The organism is Kitasatospora sp. NPDC057518 (genome assembly GCF_042802075.1).
GTDB lineage: Bacteria > Actinomycetota > Actinomycetes > Streptomycetales > Streptomycetaceae > Kitasatospora.
On sequence record NZ_JBHVEU010000394.1, the window covers coordinates 1 to 8,393 of the forward strand.

An 8,393-nucleotide genomic window follows, 5' to 3' on the forward strand; every position below is an offset into this window, starting at 1 on the left:
TCCCGGCGGGGGTCGACGATCACGGCCTGGCCGGTGCGCTCGTCGGCGATCAGGTACGAGGCCTGGGAGAGGCAGTCGAGGTAGAACTGGGCGAACTATGTCAACCGATCCGGTAGGGAGATCGTATAGGCGAGGGAGAGGCTGGGGAAGGGGGGCAGGGTGCGGGCCAGGTACGCGATCAAGCCGCTGCCCAGGTATGCACAAGCAGTGCGGAGCATGCGGTTGACACCCCGGACAGGACTATGCTGACCTGCGAAAATGCCTCCCCCGATCTACTGTCAGGGCTGCCGCCTGGCGAACACAGGACGCTCTTGAGCAGCTCGCGCAGGAAAGCTGCGGGCAGGCCTCCGGGCGTCCCGTGGCGACTCGGCATGGTCGACGAGTGCTCTCATGTGTCCGCGTGTACAGCAGGGTCTACTCATCCTGATGCTGACCTCTTGCTGACCTTGTCTGATCATGCGTCAGCTCGGGATTCCATTCCGGTTGCCGCGCATCGCGACCTCCCTGCCGACCGCCTTCCCGCCCCCGAGCCACAGCGCCGAGGCCGACGGACGGCATCAGCCCGGGAGTCGCCAACGTACTCCGGCACCGGCCGAACTCCGTTCCGCCGGCTCGGCCGGAGGAGCCATCGGCCTGGCCTGCGGGTTCGACACCGGTGGTGTAGGCGGAGGAAGGTAGGCGGTTGGCGGCCCTCGCCGGACAACGGTCGGCGCGAGGCCCGGCACGGCAGTGAGGAGCGGCAGTGAGCGATCGAAGCGCAATCGAGTGGACGGAAGCGACCTGGAACCCGACCACCGGATGCGACCGGGTCTCCGCCGGCTGCGACAACTGCTACGCCCTGACCCTGGCCAAGCGGCTGAAGGCCATGGGCGCCGCCAAGTACCAGACGGACGGTGACCCTCGAACGTCCGGACCCGGCTTCGGTCTTGCGCTGCATCCGGACGCGCTCGACGTCCCGAAGCGCTGGCACAGCCCCCGGGTCGTGTTCGTGAACTCGATGAGCGACCTCTTCCATGCCCGGGTGCCGCTCCCGTTCGTCCGGGACGTGTTCCAGGTGATCGCCGACACCCCCCAGCACACCTACCAGGTGCTGACGAAGCGCTCCGTGCGCCTTCGCCGGGCCGCCGGCCGACTGAAGTGGCCGGACAACTTGTGGATGGGAGTGTCGGTCGAGGACGAGAGCCAGCTGGATCGCATCGACGATCTGCGAGCCGTCCCGGCCGCGGTCCGGTTCCTCTCCCTGGAGCCGCTGCTCGGACCGCTGCCGGAACTGGACCTCGACGGCATCGGCTGGGTGATCGTCGGCGGCGAGTCGGGCCCCGGCCACCGCCCGATGGACCCCGCGTGGGTCGCCACCGTCCGCGACGCCTGCCAGGCGGCCGGCGTGCCGTTCTTCTTCAAGCAGTGGGGCGGCCGCAACCCCAAGGCTCGCGGCCGTGACCTCAACGGCCGTACCTGGGACGAGATGCCCGTACGGGGGCCGCTCGTGGCGCCCTGATCCAGTGCGCCGTGCACGCCCTCTGTTCGCGCCGTGACGATTGTGTGATCCTGCCTCCGGCAGCGACGGCTCACCGCACCGGGGAGACACATGGCGGCACCAAAGGACGTCATCTGGCCACGCGACCCGCACACCGCCGCCAAGCACGCCCTGCTGCGGCGCTACCTCCAGGCCTGGGCACCGATCATGCTCAGCCGCAACGAGATCATCACCTATGCCGAGGGCTTCGCGGGCCCCGGCGTCTACCGCGACGGCGAACCCGGCTCCCCTGTCGTCGCCCACCAGGTCTTCTCCGGAGCGCTTCGGCGCAGCCCCCGGCGCGTGAATATGGTACTGGTCGAGGAGGACGCCCGGCGCAGGACCGAGCTGGAACGCCGCATCGAGGCGGCCGCAGGCACCCACGGGCCCCGGAGCGGCCGACTGGACGTGCACGTAGCACAGGGCCGGTGCCATCCCGACCTGCTGCAGCAGCTCGCCCTAGCCGGCAGTCTGATCCACCCCATGTTCGTCCTGCTCGACGGCTTCGGCGGTCCGGAGATCCCGTTCCCCCTCCTGCGACGGATCGCCACCCAGCGCCGCAGCGAGGTGATGGTCACCTTCCAACCCGCCTTCCTCGTCCGCTTCGCCGGCAAGGACGAACGCCACCGCGCGGCCGGCGACGCCTTCTTCGGCGACAGCGACTGGCACGGCGTTTTCCAGCAGCCCTCCTCCGCGAAGGCCGCCTACCTGCGCGACCGCTACCGCGAGTCCCTCGGACGCGCCGGGTTCCAGCACACCCTGGTCTTCGAGATGATCGACGAGGCCGGCCACCTCCTCTACCTGATCTTCGGCACCCGCCACGAGCGGGGCGTGGAGAAGATGAAGGAGGCCATGTGGGTCGTCGACACCACCTCCGGCGTGCGCTACCGCGACCCCAAGGACCCCAACCAGCAGGCCCTCGACCTCGAACTCGAACCCGACACCGGCCCCCTGCGCCGCATCCTGCTCGACCACCTGCGCACCGCCCCCGCCGCCCGCAGCGTCGACCAGCTCAAGAAGTACGCCCTCCTGGAGACCGTCTACCGCCCCACCCAGGTCATACCGCTCCTCAAGAGGATGCGCGACGACCGGGACATCGATGTCTCCCCGGGCCGGATCACCGGAGCCAGCACCGTCACCGCGCTCCGCCAGGCCGCCCTGTTCTGAAAAACGGTCTCGGCGCGGCCCGACGGCGTCGCCACGGTCTCCTGAGCCAGGGCCCGACGGCGTTGCGCCTGCCGCCCCCGCAGCCACGGAGGGACGGCGCCGACCCCGCTCTCCGGTCACGGTCGGGCTTACGGCCACTCTCGTACGCCTGCCCGGACCGGCTCCCGGACACACCCTGCCGTCCGGGTTTGCCGGTCCGGTGCCTGGCTAGCCGCTCTGGTATGGAAAACACACCCCTGCGCACCCGCCGGTGGTCCCGCCGACTGCGCCAAGCCCTGGACGCACCGGAGCACTGGGACCTCCTCGACGCTCCGGCCCGCCCTCTCGCCAAGGCGGTCGAGGCCCTCCCGCTCGGGCCCTACCGAGACGCGCTGCACGGCGTGTGGCTGGGCCACCCGCTCCACCCCGCGATGGTCCAGCTGCCGATCGGCTTCTGGACGTCCGCCGCAGTACTGGACTACCTCCCCGGCGGGCACCGGTCCGCCGACACCCTGGTGGCGGCCGGGCTGCTGACCGCCGGGCCCACCGCCCTCACCGGCTGGGTGGACTGGGCCCGGCTCGACCCGTCGCGCCGCCGCACCGGCCTGGTGCACGCGCTGGGCAACACCACCGGTGTGCTGCTCTACGCCGGCTCGCTCGTGGCCCGCTGCCGGGGGCACCGGGCCCGCGGCCGGCTGCTCGGCCTGGCCGGGGCGACCGTCGTCTCAGCCGCCGCCGCGCTCGGCGGGCACCTGGCCTACCGGCAGGCCGCCGGCCCCGACCGGGCCGCCGCCGTGCCTCGCCTGGCGCCCGCGGACTGGGTCTCCCTCGGCGCGGTGGAGGACTTCCCGGAGGGGAAGCCCGTGCGGGCGACGGCCGGCGAACTGGCCGTGGTCGTGGTCCGCGAGGGCGACCGCTGCCACGTGCTGGCCGAGCGCTGCGCCCACCTGTCCGGGCCGCTCTCCGAGGGCTCCCTCGTGGAGGGCTGTCTGCGCTGTCCCTGGCACGGCAGCACGTTCCGGCTCCGGGACGGCGAAGTGGTGCACGGCCCGGCCACCGCACCCCAGCCGGTCATGGAGGCCCGAGTACTTTCCGGGCATCTGGAGATCCGGCTCCCCGCAGCCGGCTGACCATCTTTCCCGGTCGGACCGCGCGAGGTCGCGGGCGGGCCCGGCTCAGCCTGTGCCGTCCGGGAGGGGTGAGCGAAGCGAGCTGCGTCCGGCCCGCCAGTGGTCGAGCAAGTGGTTCGCGAAGCGCCCGCCGACCACCCCGGCCGCGGCCACGCCGAACGCCACGTCCCTGGCGAACTCGGGCTCGGCCGCGACCAGTTCCTCGATGACCCCGCGGCGCACGAGTTGCTCGTGGACGGCGTCCGCCTCGACGTGCTCGCGGTAGAAGAGGGTGCCATCCGGGCCGCCGCCGAGCCGTTCCAACGCCGCCGCCAAGCGGGCGGAGCCGGGCGAGGAAGTGATCTCGACGGTCGCGAAGTGCCCGACGGCCGCCCCGCGCATCGCCCGGTGCAGGCCGAAGAGCGTCATCAGGTTGACCACGGCCAGGGTCGGCGCCGGCACGAAGTCCAGGTAGTGCCCGTAGCCGGGGTCGAGGCCGAAGGCGGCCATCATCCGCTCGAAGAGCCGGGCGTGGGCCCGCTCCGGCCGTCCGGCGCCGTACTCGTCGTAGAGGATCGCCGTCAGCACCGCCTGTGCGGGCCCATGGATCCTCGGCAGCATCCACAGCTGCGGGTCCGCCTCCTTGAGGTGGTAGACCGATCGGTGCACCAGGTACTCGCGGGCGTGCCGGCGCTCACCCTCGGCGAGCAGGAAGTGCGACGGGCCGGTGCCGTCGGGCGGCTCGGTGAGCAGTGCTTCGAACGCGTCCCGCAAGGGCGGCGCGGGCTCCACCTCCGCACGCACCGCGGCCAGGAATGAACGCTCCAACCCCTGGCGGAATCTCAGGAGTTCGGGATCCCACTCCCAGTCGTCCAGGACCCCGGGCAGCCCGCGGTCGTGGAGCTCGTAGCAGAGGTGCAGGGCCAGCTGGTGGTCCTCGCCCCACGGCTCGTCGAACGGGCCGGGCGGTGTGGGCAGACAGCCCGCTCCGGGCGGTCCGGAGGTGAGCAGGGCCGTCAACGCCGCCGACAGCGGACCGCGCGACGCGGGCAGCGCATTCACCCTTCCTCCTGGCGGCCGTCGGCGCAGGCACAGAGCACCGCGAAGGCGATGGTCAGGGTCAGCGCCCAGCAGCCCGTGAAGACCCACAGAAACGGCGCCTCGGACGTCCCCAGGCCTGCCCCGAGCAGGCCCAGCGACAGCAGGGCGAGCGCCAGCACGGTCCGCGGCCGCACGCCGCGCAGCACGTCCCAGGCCCGGCCGCGCAAGCGGAACCCGACGACGCGAAGCCTCAGCTCCAGGACGTGGTCCCGGCGCAGCCCCCGCTCGATCCCGCGCAGCTCCACCCGCTCACGCCGATCCATCCGTCCGCCTCCTCGCGCCGCCGTCCCCATGGTCCGCCGCTGCGGCTACCCGGGTTCCGCGTTCGCTAACGCCCCGGCCCCGCCCGAAGCCGGACGGCCAGTAGACAGCTGTCGTCGTCCGGCTTGGGCCCGCCGAGGCGGGCGGCGATGCGGGCGGCGGCCTGAAGCCGCACGCCGGAACCGCGGCTCGCCTGGTCGGCCTCAGCCCGATTCCGCCGGCTCCGCGCTGTCGGCCCAGCCGTCGGCGTCCAGGTCGTCCAACTGCTCGCGCAGCAGGGCGAGGGTGGCACTGAGCAGCCGGGAGACGTGCATCTGGGAGACGCCGATCCGGTCCGCTATCCGGGACTGGGTGCAGCCGTCCCAGAACCGCAGCTTGAGGACGGTCTGCTCGCGCTCCGGCAGGCGGGCCAGCAGCGGGCGGACGGCGGTGCGGAAGTCGGCGAGTTCGATGCCGGGGTCGCAGCCGCCGAGCCGGTCGAGCAGGGCGCTGCCGGTCTCTTCGGTCTCCTGGTCGCGCAGCGCGTCCAGGGAGCTGGGGCGGCAGGCCCGGCCCGCCAGCAGCCCCTCGGCGGCCTGCTCGACGGTGAGGTGCAGGTCCTCGGCGATCTCCTCGGGCCGCGGTTGCCGGCCGAGTTCCTGCTCCAGGCGGTCGGAGCCGCGGACGACGGCGAGGTAGAGCTCCTGCGTACCGCGCGGGACGCGCACCGGCCAGGAGGTGTCGCGGAAGAACCGCTTGATCTCGCCGGTGATGGTGGGGATCGCGTAGGTGACGAACTCCAGGCCGCGCCGCGGGTCGTAGCCGTCGACCGCCTTGATCAGGCCGATCGTGCCGACCTGGAGGATGTCCTCCATGTCCTCGGCCCGGTGCCGGTAGCGGGCGGCGATGAAGCGCACCAGCGGCATGTTGAGCTCAATGATCGTGCCGCGGACGTAGCTGTAGGCGCGGCTCTCGCGGGCCAGCCCGGCCAGCCGCCCGAACAGCGCGTCGCTCAGCTCCCGCGCCTCGGACTTCCCCATACGGCGGAGTTCAGCCGCCGTGGGCCGTCGCGGCAGATCGGGCGGCAGACCCGCAGGGACGGCTTCGCGATCGGTGGTTTCCACACGGATAGACACTGGATCTCCAGGGCATCGGCATCACGCCCGGCGACACGTGTGGGGCTCACACCCCATGCGTCGCGGACTCCTTTCCCAGAACCTGTGCCCGGCTTCTTCAAGCGCGGTCCCGGTGGCACCGTCCACGGTGCTGCGGCAGCCGGACGGATCACGGCCGCTCTCTGAGGCTTCTACCCCGGAATCGGTTCCCGACTCAGGATCCGAGCTCTCTCTTGCCGAGCCGACCTCGGATGGCCACCCAGCGTCCCGGGCCCGGTCCTCAGGCCGAGCACTCTCGGTGGTTCGGCGGACCCGGCGGGAACCCAATCTCCAGCCAGACCACCTTGCCCCCGCCCTCGGGCGCGCAGCCCCAAGACCCCGCAAGTCGCTCCACCACACGGAGACCGTGTCCGCCCGGTCGGCCCGGGTCGGCGTGCGGGCGCAGCTCGGGCGGCACCGGGCTGGTGTCCGTGACCTCCGCCCGCAGACGGCGCCCGTCCCAGCTCAGCCGCAGTTCGCCCGGCCCACCGGAGGTGTGCAGGCAGGCATTGGCGACCAGTTCGGCGACCATCAGCAGAAGGTCCTCGGCGACCCCCAGCCGTTCCTCGTCCGCGGTCGGCAGCCAGGACCAGGACCGCAAGGCCTCCCGACTGAAATCACGGCCCGCCTGCACGGCGCCCTCCCGACCGGAGAACACGAACCGCTTGGTCTCCCCCGCGCCCGGAGCCCCCGGGTTCACCGGGACTCCGACCGGGCCTGCCGTTCCGATCGGCCCTGTCAGCGGCACTTGCCGGAAGCGGTCCATGCCTGGCCTCCTCTCCTCGGCCCGGTCCAGCCATGCCCAGCGCCTGCCCGAGCGGGTCGCGGCTACACGTCCACGGGACGGAACGCGCGCCGCTGATCACCGCCCGGCCCCGCGAACGACTCCTGACCTGGAGGGGGTCGGACCGGCGGCTGATCGTAGCCGGCCGCCAGGCAGGTCAACTGCCCCTCCGTCAGCTGGTCGTGTGGATCGGCACCGGTCGGGACCGACCGCACCACGGCCGGGGGTTCGGGTGCCGCCCGGGGTCAGTGCGGCCCGCCCGGGGTCAGGAAGTCCCGCATCCGCTCGGCGGCTGAGCGCTCGGGGGACGGCAGGCGGTCCGCCGGGCGTGCGGTGGGCGGTTGGTGGCGGGGCCGGCCGGTGGAGGACTCCTTGGTCTCCCGCGCCCTGATCGCGAGGTCGCGCAGCTCGGCCTCGCTCGACACTGCCCGTACGGCCGGGAAGAGTCGCGTCTCCTCGTCGCCGGCGTGCCGGGTGACCTCCTCGATCAACCGGGCGACCAGCCGATCGAAGCGGGGCGAGGTGACATGGGTCGGGCGGAGCTCCTCCAGCAACGCTTCCACCCCTCGGTGGTCGGCGAGTTCGCGTTCCACCAAGGCCTGCCCGTCGGCCAACCGGTCACGGGCGAGCGGATAGAGATGCTGCTCCTCGGCCCGGGTATGGCGGACCAGTTGATCGGTCACGAGGTCGGCCAGGTCCTTGCGCTGCGGGTCCCCACTGGGGATGCCGCTGAGTTCGCTGAAGTGGACCAGCACGGACCGGTGGTCGGCGGTCAGCTGCTCCAGTAGGTCTTCGTCGTGGTGCACGGCGGACGCTCCGTTCTCTGGCCTTGCCGGTTACGGGGGTCAGCCCGACGGTGCGGTGAAGCCCCCGCCTCCGTCGGGCGGGTTTCCATCGCCCCTGCGTGTCCCCGGGAGCCCCGGAGCCAAACAGTCGTCGCACGTGGCCCGCGCTCAGCGCGCGCCAGCGGCCCCGGCCGGGTGCGCAGCGCGGCATCGACTCCCCGGAGGAAGTGTTCGAGGTCACCGGGGTTGCGTGAAGTCACCAGCCGCCAGTTGCCGGCGTCGTCCGTGACCAGCGGTTCGTCGGCCCGGGTGGGGGCTGCGATGTCGACGTGGACGCCGTTCTCGCGCAGGTGCCGTACGGGGACGAGCAGTTCGTCCTGTTCGACGCCGTAGTTCGTCACGATTGCCAGGGCCCTGCCGTGCTGGGTCATTTCTCCTCCTGGTCCGCGGGATGCCTCGGGTGCGCGAACGCGCGCCCCGGGCTCGGCGGGTACCCGCCGCACCCTGGGCCACGCCTGATCAGCCGTTTCCGATCCAACGTCACCGCGGGGCGTGGAC

9 protein-coding genes are annotated in these 8,393 nt (G+C 72.3%); 3 read left to right on the plus strand and 6 right to left on the minus strand.

Going from position 1 to position 8,393, the window contains the following annotated elements:
* Positions 1–742: 742 nt before the first annotated feature.
* From ACFU7Z_RS30790 to ACFU7Z_RS30800, 3 genes are all read left to right on the plus strand, one after another.
* Positions 743–1,498 carry a DUF5131 family protein gene (locus ACFU7Z_RS30790; RefSeq protein WP_074002993.1) on the plus strand — a complete coding sequence of 252 codons (756 nt, stop codon included), beginning with the start codon at positions 743–745 and terminating at the stop codon, positions 1,496–1,498.
* A 90-nt stretch (positions 1,499–1,588) separates the two neighbouring features.
* The gene (locus tag ACFU7Z_RS30795) at positions 1,589–2,683 is read left to right on the plus strand and encodes a three-Cys-motif partner protein TcmP (protein ID WP_074002994.1); all 1,095 of its coding nucleotides are present in this window, start codon (positions 1,589–1,591) and stop codon (positions 2,681–2,683) included.
* A gap of 221 nt (positions 2,684–2,904) precedes the next feature.
* Positions 2,905–3,792: a Rieske 2Fe-2S domain-containing protein gene (locus tag ACFU7Z_RS30800; RefSeq protein WP_380781102.1), complete on the plus strand. Its 888-nt coding sequence runs from the start codon at positions 2,905–2,907 to the stop codon at positions 3,790–3,792.
* A gap of 45 nt (positions 3,793–3,837) precedes the next feature.
* Here the strand turns inward: ACFU7Z_RS30800 and ACFU7Z_RS30805 are convergent, their stop codons facing one another.
* The 6 genes from ACFU7Z_RS30805 to ACFU7Z_RS30830 all read right to left on the minus strand — a co-directional run bounded on the left by ACFU7Z_RS30805 (position 3,838) and on the right by ACFU7Z_RS30830 (position 8,266).
* A complete protein-coding gene (locus ACFU7Z_RS30805) occupies positions 3,838–4,833 on the minus strand; it encodes an iron-containing redox enzyme family protein (RefSeq protein WP_380781104.1) in 996 nt (331 codons plus the stop codon).
* Positions 4,830–5,135 (minus strand): hypothetical protein, encoded by a 306-nt coding sequence (locus tag ACFU7Z_RS30810; RefSeq protein WP_049649670.1) that lies wholly within the window; start codon positions 5,133–5,135, stop codon positions 4,830–4,832. Before ACFU7Z_RS30810 ends, ACFU7Z_RS30805 begins: the two co-directional genes overlap by 4 nt.
* Before the next feature lie 201 nt (positions 5,136–5,336).
* Positions 5,337–6,152 (minus strand): SigB/SigF/SigG family RNA polymerase sigma factor, encoded by an 816-nt coding sequence (locus ACFU7Z_RS30815; RefSeq protein WP_380781106.1) that lies wholly within the window; start codon positions 6,150–6,152, stop codon positions 5,337–5,339.
* A 355-nt stretch (positions 6,153–6,507) separates the two neighbouring features.
* Complete coding sequence (locus ACFU7Z_RS30820) at positions 6,508–6,867, minus strand: ATP-binding protein (RefSeq protein ID WP_380744003.1); 360 nt, start codon at positions 6,865–6,867, stop codon at positions 6,508–6,510.
* Between the two features lie 428 nt (positions 6,868–7,295).
* Complete coding sequence (locus tag ACFU7Z_RS30825; RefSeq protein ID WP_380781108.1) at positions 7,296–7,856, minus strand: hemerythrin domain-containing protein; 561 nt, start codon at positions 7,854–7,856, stop codon at positions 7,296–7,298.
* Positions 7,823–8,266 carry a hypothetical protein gene (locus tag ACFU7Z_RS30830; RefSeq protein ID WP_380781110.1) on the minus strand — a complete coding sequence of 148 codons (444 nt, stop codon included), beginning with the start codon at positions 8,264–8,266 and terminating at the stop codon, positions 7,823–7,825. The genes ACFU7Z_RS30825 and ACFU7Z_RS30830 overlap by 34 nt, the downstream gene beginning before the upstream one ends.
* Between the last annotated feature and the right edge of the window lie 127 nt (positions 8,267–8,393).